13 protein-coding genes and 2 pseudogenes are annotated in these 16,679 nt (G+C 60.3%); 3 read left to right on the forward strand and 12 right to left on the reverse strand.

Annotation, left to right across the window (positions count from 1 at the left end; translation table 11 throughout):
• The first annotated feature begins 70 nt into the window (after positions 1–70).
• The gene (locus tag AC1Q8Q_RS11265) at positions 71–973 is read left to right on the forward strand and encodes a LysR family transcriptional regulator (protein ID WP_023629248.1); all 903 of its coding nucleotides are present in this window, start codon (positions 71–73) and stop codon (positions 971–973) included.
• A 73-nt stretch (positions 974–1,046) separates the two neighbouring features.
• Here AC1Q8Q_RS11265 and AC1Q8Q_RS11270 read toward each other — a convergent pair whose 3' ends face one another.
• Together AC1Q8Q_RS11270 and AC1Q8Q_RS11275 are read right to left on the reverse strand one after the other, a co-directional pair.
• Positions 1,047–1,274, reverse strand: coding sequence for a DUF2790 domain-containing protein (locus AC1Q8Q_RS11270; RefSeq protein ID WP_023629249.1), 228 nt, complete (start codon positions 1,272–1,274; stop codon positions 1,047–1,049).
• Positions 1,275–1,430: 156 nt separating this feature from the next.
• Complete coding sequence (locus tag AC1Q8Q_RS11275; RefSeq protein WP_023629250.1) at positions 1,431–2,366, reverse strand: LysR family transcriptional regulator; 936 nt, start codon at positions 2,364–2,366, stop codon at positions 1,431–1,433.
• Positions 2,367–2,513: 147 nt separating this feature from the next.
• Here AC1Q8Q_RS11275 and AC1Q8Q_RS11280 point away from each other — a divergent pair, with 147 nt between their 5' ends.
• Together AC1Q8Q_RS11280 and AC1Q8Q_RS11285 are read left to right on the forward strand one after the other, a co-directional pair.
• On the forward strand, positions 2,514–3,575 hold the full coding sequence (locus AC1Q8Q_RS11280; RefSeq protein ID WP_023663266.1) for an HlyD family secretion protein: 1,062 nt from the start codon (positions 2,514–2,516) through the stop codon (positions 3,573–3,575).
• Positions 3,565–4,641, forward strand: a complete 1,077-nt coding sequence (locus AC1Q8Q_RS11285) for a DUF2955 domain-containing protein (RefSeq protein WP_078451698.1) — start codon at positions 3,565–3,567, stop codon at positions 4,639–4,641. The genes AC1Q8Q_RS11280 and AC1Q8Q_RS11285 overlap by 11 nt, the downstream gene beginning before the upstream one ends.
• A 222-nt stretch (positions 4,642–4,863) precedes the next feature.
• On the opposite strand, the gene AC1Q8Q_RS11290 is transcribed toward AC1Q8Q_RS11285, so the two are convergent.
• The 10 genes and pseudogenes from AC1Q8Q_RS11290 to glaH all read right to left on the reverse strand — a co-directional run bounded on the left by AC1Q8Q_RS11290 (position 4,864) and on the right by glaH (position 16,578).
• Positions 4,864–6,315, reverse strand: coding sequence for an aldehyde dehydrogenase (locus tag AC1Q8Q_RS11290; RefSeq protein ID WP_023630205.1), 1,452 nt, complete (start codon positions 6,313–6,315; stop codon positions 4,864–4,866).
• Positions 6,316–6,683: 368 nt separating this feature from the next.
• A pseudogene (locus tag AC1Q8Q_RS11295) lies at positions 6,684–7,076 on the reverse strand (methyl-accepting chemotaxis protein); the annotation flags it as partial.
• A gap of 539 nt (positions 7,077–7,615) precedes the next feature.
• Entirely contained in the window at positions 7,616–8,332 is a 717-nt protein-coding gene (locus AC1Q8Q_RS11300) for an ABC transporter ATP-binding protein (protein WP_024075421.1), read from the reverse strand.
• Positions 8,332–9,090 carry an ABC transporter ATP-binding protein gene (locus AC1Q8Q_RS11305; RefSeq protein WP_023048108.1) on the reverse strand — a complete coding sequence of 253 codons (759 nt, stop codon included), beginning with the start codon at positions 9,088–9,090 and terminating at the stop codon, positions 8,332–8,334. The genes AC1Q8Q_RS11300 and AC1Q8Q_RS11305 overlap by 1 nt, the downstream gene beginning before the upstream one ends.
• Positions 9,087–10,040, reverse strand: a complete 954-nt coding sequence (locus AC1Q8Q_RS11310; RefSeq protein WP_024075422.1) for a branched-chain amino acid ABC transporter permease — start codon at positions 10,038–10,040, stop codon at positions 9,087–9,089. The genes AC1Q8Q_RS11305 and AC1Q8Q_RS11310 overlap by 4 nt, the downstream gene beginning before the upstream one ends.
• Positions 10,022–10,333, reverse strand: a pseudogene (locus AC1Q8Q_RS11315) (endonuclease); the annotation flags it as partial. The pseudogene AC1Q8Q_RS11315 and the gene AC1Q8Q_RS11310, both read right to left, overlap by 19 nt.
• A gap of 786 nt (positions 10,334–11,119) precedes the next feature.
• A complete protein-coding gene (gene gabD, locus AC1Q8Q_RS11320) occupies positions 11,120–12,571 on the reverse strand; it encodes an NADP-dependent succinate-semialdehyde dehydrogenase (RefSeq protein WP_024075423.1) in 1,452 nt (483 codons plus the stop codon).
• 109 nt (positions 12,572–12,680) lie between these two features.
• Entirely contained in the window at positions 12,681–14,048 is a 1,368-nt protein-coding gene (locus tag AC1Q8Q_RS11325; protein ID WP_023048105.1) for an aspartate aminotransferase family protein, read from the reverse strand.
• Positions 14,049–14,286: 238 nt separating this feature from the next.
• Positions 14,287–15,516: an L-2-hydroxyglutarate oxidase gene (gene lhgO, locus AC1Q8Q_RS11330; protein WP_023048104.1), complete on the reverse strand. Its 1,230-nt coding sequence runs from the start codon at positions 15,514–15,516 to the stop codon at positions 14,287–14,289.
• 84 nt (positions 15,517–15,600) lie between these two features.
• Entirely contained in the window at positions 15,601–16,578 is a 978-nt protein-coding gene (glaH, locus tag AC1Q8Q_RS11335) for a glutarate dioxygenase GlaH (RefSeq protein WP_023628647.1), read from the reverse strand.
• Between the last annotated feature and the right edge of the window lie 101 nt (positions 16,579–16,679).

The raw sequence follows: 16,679 nt of genomic DNA on the forward strand, positions 1-16,679 counted from the left end.
TGATAAATACCGCAGCCTGCATACAAACTATTTCAAACCTGAATATTCCTACCAACCTATGAGGCAGACCATGGACCTGCGCGACCTGGATCTGAACCTGCTAGTGGTGTTCAACCAGTTGCTGATCGACCGCCGCGTCTCCACCGCCGCGGAAAGCCTGGGTCTGACCCAGCCCACCGTGAGCAACGCCCTCAGGCGCCTGCGTACAGCCCTGCAGGACGACCTGTTCGTGCGTACCTATCAGGGTATGGAGCCTACCCCCTACGCCCAGCAACTTGCTGAGCCAGTGTCGCTGGCCATCCATACCCTGCGCGAGGCGCTGAGTCGCCAAGACAGTTTCGACCCGCTAACCAGCGAACGCACCTTCACCATCGCGATGACCGATATCGGTGAAATCTACTTCACCCCGCGCCTGATGGATGCCCTCTCCCGCCTGGCACCAGGCTGCCGCATCAGTACCGTGCGCAACACCTCCGTATCCCTGATCGAGGCGCTGCAGAGCGGCACCGTCGACCTCGCCGTAGGCCTGCTGCCACACCTGCAGGCAGGCTTCTTCACTCGCCGTCTGTTCCATCATCGTTACGTATGCATGTGTCGCAAGGACCACCCCGTCACCAGCGAGCCGCTCACGCTGGAGCGCTTCTGCGCTCACGGTCATGTGCGGGTCATCGCCGCCACCACCGGCCACGGCGAAGTGGACGCACACATGGCGCGTCTGGGGATAGAGCGGGACATCCGTCTCGAAGTGCCGCACTTCGTCGCTGTGGGCCATATTCTCCAGCGCACCGATCTGCTGGCCACGGTACCCGAGCGCTTTGCCGAGTGCTGCGTCCAGCCCTTCGGTTTGGTGGCCCTGCCCCACCCCGTGCAGCTACCGGAAATCGATATCAACCTGTTCTGGCACGCCAAGTATCACCGAGACTCCGCCAACCGCTGGCTCAGGCAACTGATGTTCGAGCTATTTGCGGACTGACGGCGCCCGAAGTGCCTGACAGCCCATTGCCTGCCATGAGGGATCGGGCTGACTGCCGAGTCCTGCGACGGACTCAATACACGCAGCTCTCGCCCTGGCGCAGATACACCAGGGTATGGATCTCGCCGTGTGAATCCTCATAGACCATGGTCGCCTCGCCCACCTCACAGCCCTGAGGCATCTCGATCGAAATGACCCTGGCGACATCCATGGCCTGGCCATAATGGTATGGCTGCGCATCGTCGGCGACTGCCCACTGAGCGACAAGTGTCACGCCGATCATCCAGTATCTTGCTTTCATGCTGCACCTCGTAATGACTCGATGAGCATCAGCTTAAGGAGTGGTTCCGGCAAGAAACAGCGAACTCCAGGCAAGGTAGTTTTGCCTTTAGCGTAATAATCGAAGAGCGCTAAGCGACAGGGCATCAACCCTGGCCACACCGGTTTGCTCCCAGGGTCACGCCCAATAGGTGGGGTTTTCCACCAGGGTTCGATTACCGCGGAATACCAGGGGTAATTGCTCCTTGAGGAACTCCACCCAGGTTCTCACCTTGGCATCGAGAAAGCGCCGCGACGGGTACAGCGCATAGATACCCCGCTCGTGCAGGCGATGTTCGGCCAGCAGGCGTACCAGTCGGCCCTGTGCGAAGGCCTTGGCCGCTATCAGGTCCGGCAGTACGCAAATACCCATACCCTCTCCTGCCGCCTGGGCCATCGCCTCGGCGACGTTGACCTGAAATGTTTCTCCCAGACGGATCGCCCGCTCGACGCCGTTGTCGGTAAAGGTCCAGCTGTCGCCAAAAACCGGGTCGAGCAGGCGCAGGCAGCGATGCTGGCTCAGCTCGTCGAGAGTCATCGGAATACCGTGCTGCCCCAGGTAGCTCGGCGCCGCACAGACCACGCTGTAGGTAGTGCCGAGCAGTTGAGCGACCAGTTCGGAGTCGGGCAACTCCCGGGCCAGAGTAATGACCACATCCTGCCCCTCCTCGAGCAGGTCAGGGTGGCGCTGGGAGAGCGTCAGCTCAAGGTTCACTTCCGGGTAGAGCTCGCTATAGCGGGCGGCCAAGGGTGCAAGTAGATGGGTGCCCAAACCGGTGATCGCGTGCACCCGCAGGCGCCCCCTGGGCATCAGGTAGGCACCACCGGCCTCGGCGCCAGCGTCTTCCAGCTCGCTGAGAATATGCCGACAGCGCTCCAGGTAACGGCTGCCTACCTCGGTCAGCCCCAGCCGGCGGGTGGTACGTTGCAGTAGGCGTGCCTGCAGATGACTTTCGAGTTCGGACACCTGCCGCGACACCTGCGCGGTGGACAAGCCCAGCGTCTGTGCAGCAGCCGTGAAGGTGCCCGCGTCCACCACGCGAGTAAACACCCGCATTGCCTGAAAAACATCCATCTGACTGTTACCTATTTAGTAAGTGTTCTTTGCATAAGACGGCTATTTTTGCATGAAAGCATGGGAAATATACTGCCGCCTTCGCGGGCCGGCCCGGACTTTCCAGCGTGCGCCCGTCCCCCGACGCTTTGCTTAACCGAGGTATTCATGACTCCCGATCAACGATTTGCCCGCTGGGTTCAAATCGCTATCTCGGCCCTAGCCTGTTGCTTCATCTACTTCCTAACCGCCGACCTGAGCATGCCGTTGACACCACAGGCGCAGTTGACCCGACCGGTACTGAAGGTCGCGCCGCGGGTCGCAGGCCAGGTCAGTGAGCTGGCGGTGAGCAATAACCAGTACGTACAACCTGGCCAGTTACTGTTTCGCCTCGATCCGCAGCCATTCGAGCTGGAGGTGCAGCGGGCCGAGTTGGCGCTCGAACAGGCACACCAGGACAACACTGAACTCGATGCCCTGCTGGCCGCCGCCCGTGCCGAGGTCAGCGCGGCCCAAGCCAAGTCGAACGAGTCGGGCGCTCAGGCCCTACGCCTGTCGCGCCTGCTCGAACGCCAGCATGTCTCGCGCCAGGCCTACGATGCGGCCGAAGCGCAGCATCTGATGGCCCAGGCCCAACTGCGTACGGCGCAGGCCAGAGTCCGTGAACTGCAGGCCCGTCGCGGCGGCGCCGACGGTGCCAATCTACGGCTACGCCAAGCCCGCAATGCACTGCTCCGGGCGCACCTGCAGCGGGACTACAGCGAGGTTCGCGCCGAACGTGGCGGCGTGCTCAGCAACCTGCAGCTCACCCCCGGCACCTTCGTCGCGGCAGGAACGCCGGTGGCCGCTCTGGTCGAGGACCGCCTGGACATCATCGCCGACTTCCGCGAGAAGTCCCTGCGCTACATCGGCGTCGACACCCCAGCCGTGGTCGTATTCGACGCCCGTCCAGGCGAGCTGTTCAGCGCCCGGGTCAGTCATTTCGACGCCGGAGTCCGGGAAGGCCAGATCGATGCCAACGGCGAGCTGGCAACGCCCGCGCAATCCGAGCGCTGGGTTCGCGACGCGCAACGACAACGCGTGCACCTGGCACTCGATGAAGAGCTGCCGTTCCTGCTGCCCACCGGGGCTAAGGCCACGGTTCAGCTGAAGCCCTTCGACAACCCGCTGGTGAACCTCGCCGCTACGCTGCAGATCCGCCTGATCAGTTGGTTGCACTATGTCTACTGAACCCTCCGCGGCGGCACACACACTTGCCGAAAGGGCCACAGCGCCCCGTTTGTCACTGGGCAAGAACGACCTGCGCCAGTGTCTGCGCATCGCCACTGGCGGCAGTCTGGCCTTTGTCCTGTGCAAGCTGTTCGACCTGCAGTACGGTGCCTTCTTCTGCGTCTATCCGATGCTACTGCTCGGCCTGGTGCCGCGCCTGACTGCCCACCTGATGCGCCAGTTCTTCACCCAGGGACTGGTCGTCAGCCTGGAGGTCGCGTTGCTCTACGGTCTGTTCGGCGGCCGACCGCTGCTGATGATTCCGCTGGTGTTCTTGCTGTTTCTCTACCGTTTCGCGCTGATGGCCAGCGGCCCGAACTTCCTGTTCGGCGCCCTCGGCGCAGTATTTCTGTCGATCCAGCTGAACTTCGCCAGCTACCCGCACACCGACGTCATCGCCATGCTTGGGAGCAATGGCCTGGCCATCGTGCTGGCCGCAGCGATCGCCGTGCTGATGTTCTACCTGTTTCCCGACTGCGAGCCGCGCCCCGCACGCACGCCGCCGCCCAAAGACCGCGCCAGTCGGCGCCACGAGGCACTGCTCGGGGCAACGGTGGCGACGCTGTCGTTCAGCGTATTCCAGTGCCTGGATCTGCAGGACTCGCTGTCGGCTCAGGTCGCCAGCATCCTGCTGTTGTTTCCCATGCACTGGAACGGCTCACGCTTCGCCGGCCGTACCCGTGCGCATGGCACCCTGCTCGGCTGCGTGATTGCCCTGCTGATCATGCTGCTGCTCTATGATCACCACGACCTACTGCCGCTGGTCGCCCTGCTGCTATGGATCGCCGCCATGGTCTGCGCGCGCTGGCACATGCTGGAAAAGGGGGTGCCCGGCGTCGGCTTCGGCGCTTTGACCACCCTGGCCATCCTGTTCGGCCAGTCGCTTACGCCCAGCCACGACATCATATTTGCGACCCTCTACCGGCTGAGTTCGGTGTGTGTCTCGGTGCTGTTGACCCTGTTCGTCGTGTTCATGGTGCACCGCTTGCTCAACCGCTTTGTCACTACTCGCCACAGCAGCCATTGAAGCCAACAGCTGCGGCCACGGCGATTGTCAGATCAGCGCGCGTTTTTCCTGCTCGTACACAAAGCCGGCGACCGCGCACCGCTACAATTTGTTATCACGCGTGCAACACTTTCGCGGCAAGACGCGCTTGGCCGTGGATCCGAGCGTTTTACGATCATCTGGGAGAAATGATGCGAACGCGCGTGAACCGGCGAATCCACTTGCTCCGCCGGCCCCGAAACATCAGAAGGGATAAGGCTGATCAGATGGCTCAACAGTGACCCACTTGATTTCTGTGAACTCGTCAATCACAGCGCTTCCATCGAAACGGCCGTATCCACTCTGCTTCATACCACCATAGGGGGCCTGCGCTTCGTTTTGTACGGTGGCGCCGTTGATGTGGACACAACCTGCATCCAACCGACTTGCCAGCTCAAGCGCTTTGGAGACATTGGCGCTGAAAATTGCAGATGAGAGGCCATAAGCCGTGTCATTGGCCACTTCCAACGCCTCCTCTGCCCCGTCGACACGAACGATCGTGGTAATAGGACCAAAGGTTTCCTCGTCGTAGATTTCCATGTCCTTGGTCACGCGGTCGACTAGCGTGGGCTGCATCAAGGCACTGTCGGCGATACCGCCCGCGGCGATGACAGCCCCTTTGCCGAGCGCATCTTCGATCAGATGGTTGATCCGCTTTACCGAGCCCTGGGCGATGACCGGTCCGACTACGCAGGTCGGAGATGCGGTGGGGTCGCCAAGCTCCAGTTTGCCGATTCGCTCGGAAAACTTACTCACGAATTCGTCGGCAACACGCTGATCGACCACGAAACGCTCGGTCGACATGCAGATTTGCCCTTGATACAGGAACGAGCCGAATACTGCGGCATTCACTGCGCCGTCGATATCGGCATCCTCCAGCACTACGAAAGGAGCCTTGCCACCCAACTCCAACAAACAGCGCTTGAGATGGGACGCACAGGTTTCGGCGATCATGCGGCCGACCTTGGTGGAGCCCGTGAAGTTGACCCGGCGCACGGTATCGTGGGCCACCAACGCTTCGGTGACAGCCGATGCGTCTTCGGGCGCGGTAATCAGGAAATTGAGCACACCCGCCGGCAGGCCTGCCTCAATGAAGGCATCGGCCACAAGGGCATGAGTGCGAGGACTGTTTTCCGAGCCTTTGAAGATCACGGTATTGCCGCACGCCAGCGGATACGCGATAGCGCGAGCCCCCAGGATCACCGGCCCATTCCACGGCACAATGCTCAGCACGGTGCCCACCGGCTGGCGAAGCGTCAACGAGAAAGCGCCAAGCTTATCGGTTGGAATCGTCTCACCCTTGATTTGAGTAGTGAGCGCTGCAGCCTCGCGCAGCAGATTCGCCGATGCACCTACGTTGAACTGCGCCCAGAGCTGCGATGCGCCAATTTCCTCAGCCATGATCCGGCAGAATTCCGACATCTTGGCCTCGAGGACATCCGCTGCTGCGAGCAGGAGACGACGCCGCTCGGTCGGTCCGGTCTTGGACCATTTGCGGAATGCTCGCTCGGATGAGGCCGCGAGCCGTTTTGCGTCTTCCAGGGTGCAGGCAGCCGCAGTGCTGACCAGTTTGGCGGACACAGGGTCAAGCCGTTGGATCGTCTTGCCTCCGGTAGCGTCCAGCTTGATATTGTCGATTACCAGTTGTGCACTCATTTCTAGACCTTTTAGACAGTAGGAAAATTGTGTGACGCGACCGCATTCAGTCGGCAGCTCCGGGCATACGCAGAATGGGACTGCGCTGCGCAGCTGCGTCAGTGATTGCGCGACTACGCGTAGCCGGATCTGCTACCCGGCTATTGAAGATGGGCGTTGTGCCCACCCTGCGAGCCAACTCCAGGCGAGAAGGCATCACGTCCACGGCAATGGCGGAGTCATGCGGCCAGGGCCGCTTTCCAGCCTAAACGGCTGTAGGCCAAGTTCAGGTCTTGCTGCAGATCGTGATTCCACAGCCAGTCGAATCGGCTGACGAAGACTGCGTCACAACGATGGGGTCGCAAGGTGCCCACTTCAGCGATAGCCCGCTAACCCAGCAGCTCGACCATGTCCTGGGTCAAGGTGCGCTGCTCATTCAGGCGCCGAACGATGCGCTCGACCGTCTCCAGCCGCACCGCGGCGCCGGCACGCATCTCTGCCATGGCGCCCAGGGCCGCGGCGGACTTCTCCAGGCCGGTGCTGGTGGACTGGCCGATGTGTTCGACTCCCGTCCGCGCCTCCTGCGCCGACTTCTGCAGGCTGCCGGCGATCTGCTGGATCTCGCCGCTGGACTCGTTGGCGCGCTGGGCCAGGTGACGCACTTCGTCGGCGACTACGGCGAAGCCGCGGCCATGCTCACCGGCGCGGGCCGCCTCGATGGCCGCGTTGAGCGCCAGCAGGTTGGTCTGCTTGGCGATGTCCTGGATGCTGCCGACGATGGCGCCGATGCGCATCGACTGTTGCGACAGTTCGTCGAATACCTGATCGATGGTGCCCATGTAGCCGGCCAGCTCGCGGATCGCCGCCTCGCAGGCCTGGATGCTGGCGGCGCTGAACTGCACCTTTTCTCCGCCCGCGCGCGCCAGTTCAGTGGCGAAGAGCATGTCCTGCTCGGTGCGCAGGATGCTCTCGAGCAACTTCGCCAGGGGTGCGCGTAGCGGCAGGCCAGGGTCGGAAGGCGGCTCGGGAGCAGGCGCCGCCAGCAGCACCGGCGGTTCAGGCTCAGGCGCCGGTGGCGGCGCTGGCGCTGGCGCTGGTGGCGGCAACTCGACCAGGATCGGCGGCAACCTGTGGTAGAGCAGGCCGGCCAGGGCGACGCCGGCCAGCGCCAGGGCCGCCAGTGGGCCGTGCAGGCCGCTGTCCAACAGCAGCAGGCCGGCTGCGGCCAGCGCCGCCGTCGCTTGCAGCAACGCCGCCAGCGGCTTCTGCCAGTTTCGGGCAGGGGCGTCGGTCTTCTCGTTCATCGTCAGTCTCCCCGGCGTCACAGGCCAATATGTTCCTGGAGGATCTGCGGCTGGCACTTCAGCTCGACGCTGGGCCCGTCGAACACCACCCGTCCCTTGACCATGATCATGCTGCGGTCGGTCAGGTCGAGCAGCACGTTGACGTTCTTGTCCACCACCAGAGTGGCGATACCGCTGGCCTTGATCAGGCGGATCACGTCCCAGATCTCCTTGCGGATCAAGGGCGCCAGGCCCTCGGTGGCCTCGTCGAGGATCATCAGTTCGGGGTTGGTCAGCAACGCGCGGCCGATGGCGACCATCTGCTGCTCGCCGCCGGAAAGGTTGCCGCTCAGGTGGGAGAAGCGCTCGGCCAGGCGCGGGAAGGTCGCCAGCACCCGCTCCAGGTTCCAGTCGCGGCGCCCGTCCAGGCCCGGGCGGGCGGCCATGATCAGGCTCTCGCGCACGCTCAGGTTGGGGAACATGCCGCGGCCCTCTGGCACATAGCCGATACCGCGGCGGATGATCTGGTGGGTGGCGCGGCCGCTGCAGCGCTCGCCGCGGATCAGCACCTCGCCGCGGCGCGCCGGCGTCAGGCCGAGCAACGAGCGAATGGTGGTGCTCTTGCCCATGCCGTTGCGGCCCATCAGCGCCAGGGTCTCGCCCGGCTGGATCTGCAGGTCGACGCCATGCAGCACATGACTGTTGCCGTAATAGGTGTGCAGGCCGGTGGCCTGCACCAGGGCTTGTGCGCTCATCAGAATTGCTCCTCGCCGTCGCCCAGATAGGCCTGCTGTACCGCCGGATCGTTGCGCACCTGGTCCAGCGGGCCACTGGCCAGCAGCTCGCCGTTGACCATCACGGTGAGACGGTGGGCGATGCTGAACACCGCATCCATGTCGTGCTCGACCAGGACCATGGCGTACTGCTGCGACAGTCTGGCGAGCAGTTCGACCACCCGCGCCGATTCGTCCTTGCCCATGCCGGCCATGGGTTCGTCGAGCAGCAGGAAGCTCGGCTCGGTGGCCAGTACCATGCCGATCTCCAGTTGGCGTTGCTCGCCATAACTCAGGGCATCGGCCAGGGTGTCGCGGTGGGCGGCCAGGCCGCAAAGCTCCAGCGCCCGTTCGGCGCGCTCGCGTACCTCGACATAGGCCTCGCAGCGGCGGAAGAAACGAAAGGAGTTCTTCAGCCGCGACTGCGCCGCCAGCCAGCAGTTTTCCAGGCAGGTGAAGCTGGGAAAGATGTTGGTGCGCTGGAAGCTGCGGCCGATGCCCAGGTGCGACACCCGGTTGGGCGCCAAGCCGGTGATGTCGCGGCCGTGAAAGAGGATCTGCCCGGCGCTGGGCTGAAGATGGCCGGACAGCAGATTGACCATGGTGCTCTTGCCGGCGCCGTTGGGGCCGATGATCGCGTGTACCTCGCAGGGCGCCACGCTCAGGGAAATGTCGTTGACCGCACGCAGGCCGCCGAAGGCCTTGCTCAGTCCGCGGGTTTCTAGAACATGGGCGGTCATACGCCGGCCTCCTTCTTCATCGCGTCGGGGGTGGATACCGTACTTGCGTCGCAGGCCGTGGCTGTGCGCCGGTCGCAGAGCTGCAGCAGCAACCCGGCGAGACCGCGCGGCAGCAACAGAACCATGGCGATGACCACCAGCCCCATGGGCAGCTCCCAGTGCGGGGTCAGGCCGGCGAACAGATGGTGCAGGCCCTCGAAGGCGAAGGCGCCGAAGATGGCGCCGAACAGGCTGCCCATGCCACCGAGGATGACCATCACCAGGGCGTGGGCCGAGAGCTGCCAGCCGACCTGGTCGGGGCTGACGAAACCGTATTGGGTGGCCGAGAGCATGCCGGCGTAGCCGGCGATGGTGCCGGCAATGACGAAGGCCGCCAGCTTGTAGAACAGCGGGTTGTAGCCCATGGAACGGACCCGTTCCTCGTTGTGCTTGATGCCCAGCAGCACCCGGCCGAACGGCGCGCGCAGGAAGGTGCGCAGCAGCAGATAGACCAGCACCAGGGAGCCGAGCACCAGGTAGAACAGGCTGCGCGGGTTCTCCAGGTCGAGCAGATGCACCCCGGCGATGGCCACCTCGGGCTTGAGGAACAGGTAGATGCCGTCCGAGCCGCCGGCGAAGGCCGAGTCGTGGAACAGGTAATAGAGCATCTGCGAGAAGGCGATGGTCGCCATGATGAAGAAGATGCCCGAGGTGCGGATGATCAGCAGGCCCATCAGCAGCGCAGCTGCGGCGCTGACGCCCAGGCACAGCAGCAGCGCCAGCCAGAAGTTCACCGCCTCGAACTCCGGGGCGAACAACACCAGGCTGTAGCCGGCGATGCCGAAGAAGGCCGCCTGGGCCAGGCTGACCATGCCGGTCACGCCCACCAACAGGTCGAGGCTGAGAGCGACCAGGGCGAGAATCATGATGTGGGTCAGTTGCTGCAGGTGGAAGGATACTGTCGATCCCAAGCCATAAGCAATTGCTGTTGCTGTTGCTGTTGCTGTTGCTGACAGGACATGGACATGCCATAGCGATCCTACGTGTAGAAGGTCGGGCAAGCGACCAAGCCTTTCACTTCATCACGCGGCACTGCTGCTCGCCCTACGAAATCAATGCGGGTACTACACGTTCCGTAATAAGGGACTGTGGCACCATGCCATAAAGGAAGTTGCTTCGCCTCACCGACTGACGGATAGCGGTTGGTCAGGTCAACTTTCATGGCACGGAAGACGGGGTCACCAGCTACGCAGTTCTTACGACCTTATGTGCCTCTGCTTGAAGATTTCTGCCAGTGGCTATTACGACTGGAGGGATCGTGATCCAAGCCCCGAATGCTCGCCTGATTGCGACCGAGCGAATTCAATGATGGTAAGTACGCCAACGGCCTGCTTTGCCAACTGCCCTACCCGACCGATGACACGCGTTTGATCATTGCAGCGGCACAGGAGGGAATCAAAAGGCTGTAACGAGAGGGTTTCAGCTATGCCAAAGCCCAAGTGTTGCTGCTAGACCTGTGTAAGCGTGATGAGTACACACAGGATCTATTCGCACAGGAACAGCCAGCTCGAACAGAAAAGCTAATGAGCACATTGGATGCAATCAACGGTCGCTGGGGCGCCTTAAATCATCGCACCAAACCATCTTAGAGAGAGTTCACCGTCGCCCCTAACATGGCATAGGTGATGGATATCACCTTTATCCATACCAGCAGGACTGGCTGTGAAGGCAGCATTACTTCGCCTAATCTAGCGCGGCGGGATTAAAAAGGCGCAGAGCCTAGGTGTAGGACTCCGCGCAACGCTCAATCGTTAGAAATGTTAGGCACCTAGCTCGAACAGGGGGCGCTGTCGACGCGGATACAGGCCTCCAGACTCTGGTTGCGCGGCAACAGCCGTGAGAAGTAGACGGTGACGTAGAAATAGCCCGCGTCAATCTTTGTCTGCGCCACAACCGATGTAGCATGCCCGGGTTTTATAGACCGGGCCAAGATTAATGATGCTCGCCAAGTGGGGCCTGAGCGAGAATCACGTGCCTATTCGCCGGGCTCTTAGATACCACCCAGGCAGAGGTACTTGATCTCCAGGTAATCCTCAATGCCGTACTTGGATCCTTCGCGACCCAGGCCGGATGCCTTGATACCACCGAAAGGCGCAACTTCATTGGAGATCAGCCCAGTATTGACGCCGACCATACCGTATTCTAGGGCTTCGGCCACACGGAACACGCGCCCCATATCGCGGGCATAGAAGTACGAGGCCAGGCCGAACTCGGTGTCATTGGACATCGCGATCACGTCGGCCTCGTCCTTAAAACGGAACAGCGGCGCCAGCGGACCGAAGGTTTCTTCCTTGGCTACGGCGGCGTTATTCGGTACGTCAATGAGGATGCTCGGCTCGAAGAAAGTGCCACCGAGGGCGTGCGGCTTACCACCAGCGAGTAGCTTGGCACCCTTGCTAATGGCGTCGGCAATGTGCTCCTGGACCTTGGCCACCGCCTTGGCATCGATCAGAGGGCCGGTGGTGATACCTTCGTCCAAACCGTTACCAATCTGCAACTTAGCTACCGCGATTTTCAGCTTCTCGGCGAAGGCATCGTATACGCCGTCTTGGATATACAGGCGGTTGGCGCACACGCAGGTCTGGCCATTGTTGCGGTATTTGGAGATCAGTGCGCCTTCCACTGCCTTATCAAGGTCGGCATCATCGAATACGATGAACGGCGCGTTTCCGCCCAGTTCTAGCGACACCTTTTTAATGTCCTTGGCACATTCGGCCATTAGCTGGCGACCAATTTCGGTGGAGCCAGTAAAGCTCAACTTGCGCACGATCGGGTTGCTAGTCAGTTCGCTGCCGACTTCGCCAGCACTGCCAGTGATTACACTGAACACGCCTTTGGGGATCCCGGCACGCTCGGCCAGCACTGCCAACGCCAGCGCCGAATAAGGCGTTTGCGACGCTGGCTTGAGCACCATGGTACAACCGGCGGCCAGGGCCGGGCCGGCTTTACGGGTGATCATGGCTGCCGGGAAGTTCCAGGGTGTAATCGCTGCCGTTACGCCGATGGGCTGTTTGATCACGATCAGGCGTTTGTCCGGTTGGTGGCCGGGAATTACGTCGCCATACACGCGCTTGGCTTCTTCGGCGAACCACTCAAGGAAGGACGCCGCGAAAGCAATTTCGCCCTTGGCTTCGGCAAGTGGCTTACCTTGCTCCATGGTCATGAGACGACCCAGGTCGTCCTGGTTTTCAATCATCAGTTCAAACCAGCGGCGCAGTTTGTTGGCGCGGTCTTTAGCTGTCAGTGCACGCCAGGCTGGCAGGGCATGATCTGCTGCTTCGATGGCTCGACGGGTTTCCGCTGCCCCCATCTTCGGCACACTACCCATAACTTCGTTGGTGGCCGGATTGGTGACCTGAATGGTCTGGCCGCTGTCCGCGTCCAACCAGGTTCCGTCGATATAAGCCTGTTGGCGGAACAATTGGGTATCTTTGAGTTGCATGGCGTGCTCCTTCGCAGACTGCATTCAGTGCTGCTCAGCTATTTTCCAAGCTATGAATTTAAGCCGAGGAGAGCCACATAAAAGCAATTCTCTCCTCCCCCGGATTGATCTAACCAACCCACTGAGTGGTGTCGTCCAGCGCCCTGGCAAAGCGCTCTACAATCATTCCGACTTCCTGTTCGTTGACGATTAACGGCGGGCAGAAGGCCACGGCATCACCCATGGCGCGAGTAATCATGCCGTGTTCCTGGGCTCTGCCGGCCATGTAGCGTCCGAGGGTGCCTAGCGCCTGATACGGCGCCTTGCTCACGCGATCGCCAACTAGTTCTACCGCAGCGATCAGTCCACAACCGCGAATTTCGCCCACCAAGGGATGATCGATGAAATGCTGTAGGCCGCTGCGCAACAACTGGCCCATTTGCGCCGCATGCTCGACCAGGCTCTCCTCTTCAATAATCTTCAGGTTCTCCAAGGCCACGGCAGTAGCTACCGGATGACCGCTGCCGGTGAACCCATGCCCAAGCGCGCCAAGCGCTTGGCTCTGATCAGCGATGCCCTCAAATACTGGGGCATTGATCAGAATCGCCGCTATCGGCTGATAAGAAGATGACAGTTGCTTGGATAACACCATGATGTCCGGCTGGATACCAAAGGTCTGGCTGCCAAACATCTGCCCGGTACGCCCAAATCCACAGATTACCTCATCGGCGATAACCAGGATGTCGTACTTACGGCAAACTTTCTGGATCTTCTCCCAGTAGGTACGAGGCGGCACTATGACACCGCCAGCGCCCATCAATGGCTCGCCAATGAACGCTGCGATAGTCTCCGGGCCTTCGGCGAGAATCTTCTGCTCGAGCTCGACGGCAAGGCGGTCAGCGAAATGCTCTTCACTTTCACCGGCAAGGGCGAAACGATAATGGTGCGGGCAGCCGACATGCAGGAAGCCTGGAAGCGGCAGGTCGAAACCGCGCTGGTTGCCTGGAAGGCCAGTCAAGCTTGCGCTGGCGACGGTGATGCCGTGGTAGCCGTTGACCCGACTGATGAACTTCTTCTTGGCTGGTTTGCCTAGAGCGTTATTGAGGTACCAGACCATCTTCACTACAGTATCGTTAGCCTCGGAACCGGAGTTGGTGAAGAACACCTTACTCATAGGCACCGGCGCCATCTCGATCAGCTTTTCGGCTAACTCGATACTCGGGCGATGCGATTTGTGACTGAACAGGTGATAAAACGGCAGGGTGTTGAATTGCTGCTCAGCTGCCTTGATCAGACGTTGATTGCTAAAGCCAAGCGCGGCGCTCCACAACCCAGCCATCGCCTCGATATAACCCTTGCCCTGATCGTCATAAACATAGATACCCTCCCCGCGCTCGATGATCAGCGGGCCAAGCTCCTGATGAAGGCGAGCATTGGTGTAGGGGTGCAGTTGATACTGAATGTCTTTTTCTGGCAGCGAGGATACTGACTGGTTCATGGGGCGCTCTCAATATGACTAACAAGCATGGTTTCTGGGAGTAGCCTTATAAGTAGGCATCCGGCTTTTGATCACAATCACACACTTCAATTCGGTAACGAGTTCAGTAACGATGACTTGGCTCGGGGACGTTAAGTGCACTAGCCGATAGCCTATTAGACTGAGCCGGTGCGGGGCTTGTCGTCTTGCGCACAGTCTTGTTCGTTCCAGTGCACTGCCGAATTCGCCCCGCACTGCCTCATGCGGGATGTTGGTTTTTTACAAACCTGGGTAGCCCCTGCAGCTGTGCATCAATCTGCTTGATGATGTAGGCGCCTATGGGAATTGCAGAGGTAGCCGCCGGCGATGGTGCATTGCAGACGTTGACGCTACGGCGGGTATTGCGGAACAGGAAGTCCTCGATCAACTTGCCGTCCGCTGAAACCGCTTGGGCGCGGACGCCGGCCGGGTAAGGCTTGAGATCCTGCAGCGTTAAGCTGGGGCAGTACTTGCGTACTTGCTGTAGATAACCACGCTTGAACAGCGAGTTTTTCATCTCGATCAGGCCGGGCCGCAGATTGTCCTTGAGCACTTTAAGAATGCCCGGATTGGTGAGCATTGCGAACGTGTCGGACAAAGATATGTCACGCTTGCGATAGCCCTCACGCTTGAGTGCCAGCACAGCATTGGGACCGACTGTCACACTGCCGTCGATCATTCGCGTCAGGTGCACGCCGAGGAACGGCATGGAGGGATCGGGAATCGGGTAGATCAGGTGATTGACGATCCGGTTGTGCTGCTCAGGCAGCAAATAGTATTCGCCACGGAACGGGCAAATGCTAAAGCCAGGATCTAAGCCCAGTAGACATACAATGCGGTCGGCCATCAGACCCGAGCAGGTCACCAAAAAGCGTGCAATGACTTCTTCATGCTGGGTTTTAACCCGCATCTCCGTGGCGCGCTCTTCCAGGCCGATGACTTCGCTGTCGTAGCGAATCTCGCCACCGTGCCTCTGGAACTCGCGAGCCATGGCAGCGGTGACCTCGGCATAGTTAACGATACCACTGGAGGGCACGAAGATCCCGCCGATTCCGGTGATGTTCGGTTCGCGTTCCTTCAGTTGCTCCGCAGACAGCCACTCGCGCTCCAGACCATTGGCTGCAGTGCGCTCCCAAAGCGCGCGCATGCGCTGCATTTCCACCTCATTGGTGGCGACCAGCAACTTACCGCACTCATCGTAGATAATGCCGTGCTCGTTACAGAACGATTTGGTAGCACGGTTGCCTTCCAGGCAGAACTTCGCCTTCAAGCTACCCGGCGTGTAGTAGACGCCGGCGTGGATGACCCCGCTATTGTGCCCCGTCTGATGCTTAGCTGGCCCGGACTCTTTCTCGAGCAACAAGATTTTCGACTCTGGGTAGGCCTTGATTAATTGCATGGCAGTCGACATGCCGATAATGCCGCCCCCGATGATCACAAAATCGTACACCGCTATCACCTCTACTCGATCTGTTTTGCCCCGTGGACAAACGACAAGGGCTAAACCGCGCAGCCCCTGTTCAATTAATGGCAATTATTGGCCTTGCTGATGGCCGAGTTTGGGGTAACTGAAGTAACCGCGCTGGCGCATCAGTTCACGGCGCAGCCCAGGGTGAGGGGTGAAACGATCGCGGCCATGCAGCCAATACAGGTTATTAATCAGCAGGAAGCAGCCAACTGGCACCGGCACGGAAAGCTTCTGTTTACTGCCCTCCAGGGAGATAGACAGGTCGGTCAGCCAGTTGCCCTCGTCGAAGTCTTTGGGCTGAACAAATTGATCGATATAGCGAATAGTCGGCCGCCCTTCGGCGTCGACATCAAAGATCGAATGGAACACGTCCGTATCGACCCTTTTACTCGGCGGCGCGGTCCAGCGCATGACGCGCCGTGCTAGCGGATGATGGAAGAAAGCATGGCGATCCTCCCAGTCGTCCAGATGCAGGATCAGCGAGTTGCCACCTTCGATATTCTGCTCATCGATCTTCATCATCAGCACGTAGTCGGTGATCTGATCGACGAAAGTACCATCGTTGTGCAACTCCATTACCCGGTGAGGTTGGCGCAGGTAGCTGTCCGAATTATCGACGTTCTCGACCACGAAGCGTGCGTAGAACTGGCCGCTCATCGCATCAAAGTTCGACCGCCCCAGCAGGTGGGCCACAGCAGTCGAGAATTTGACCATATCATCAGCTTGTGCCACATCATTCAGGGCCTCCTGCTTGATTAACAGCCCTCCGGTGGCACGATCCATTAGGGCGTTGAGTAGCACCGGGCGCAGGCTGTTACCGCAGAGATCGTCAAGAATTTTGGCGAAGCGAAATCGCAAGAAGGACTTGTATTCCAGCGCCTGCACCGGCCACTCGGCCACTGCTACACAGAAAGCCTCTATCGTCGCCTTAGTGAAGGTCAGCTCGAACAAACGGGGCGACTGAGCGGAGGGTGAAAGAGAAAACCCCTTAACGGCGGTCGGTAGCGGCATCACAAGATCTTTGAGCTGGGTAAAGGCATTCATGGCAGAGTCCTGACGAAAAAATTGTCTGTACGCCGCCCCGAGATTTACCAGAACAGCCGGACTAAAAATATAGCTATTTTATAAAAATGTCTACGCTTTTA

This window comes from Pseudomonas sp. GW823-FHT06B06 (assembly GCF_058795195.1).